We start from the raw sequence: 476 nt of genomic DNA, 5'->3' as shown, positions 1-476 counted from the left end.
CGCCGGATCCGCCACCAGCACTTCCATAGCCCCGTTTTCCGTGGCCATTTCGTCAATCAGAACGCACTGGTCTTCCAGCAATTCCTCGCTGTCGCCGGCAATCTGCACAATAACATAGTATCCGTCATTGCTATGGGGCAGTTTTTCCCGCAAGAACCCTTCCACGCACTGGACCGATGCATTATCCATAAATTCGACGCACACCGGCGTAATTCCCGCTCCCATAATCGCAGGCGTCAAACCAATGGCCGAAGCCAGGTCCGGGAAAATCGCCAGCAGGTTCATCGTATTTTTCGGCAGAGCCACCAGTTTCAGATAAATCTTGGTTACTACGCCCAAAGTACCTTCCGAACCGATAATCAGGTTCATCAGGCTATAACCGGTGGCGTCTTTTTTCAGTTTGCCCCCCAGCGTCACGATTTCGCCAACCGGCGTGACCACTTCCAGTCCGGCTACCTGGTTGCGGGTTACCCCGT

Annotated in this window: 1 protein-coding gene; it reads right to left on the bottom strand. The window is 54.0% G+C overall.

Annotated elements, in window-relative coordinates; all coding sequences use genetic code 11:
• A partial coding sequence (locus tag LUCIF_RS00165; RefSeq protein WP_243638616.1) for an FAD-binding oxidoreductase occupies positions 1 to 476 on the bottom strand: 476 nt, incomplete at both ends.

Origin of the sequence: Allolucifera butyrica (assembly GCF_900476375.1) — a bacterium.
In the GTDB taxonomy this organism is placed as follows: domain Bacteria; phylum Bacillota; class Negativicutes; order Sporomusales; family UPPP01; genus Lucifera; species Lucifera butyrica.
The sequence above is the reverse complement of the archived record's forward strand: the minus strand, read 5'-3'. Positions and strand labels throughout refer to the sequence as shown.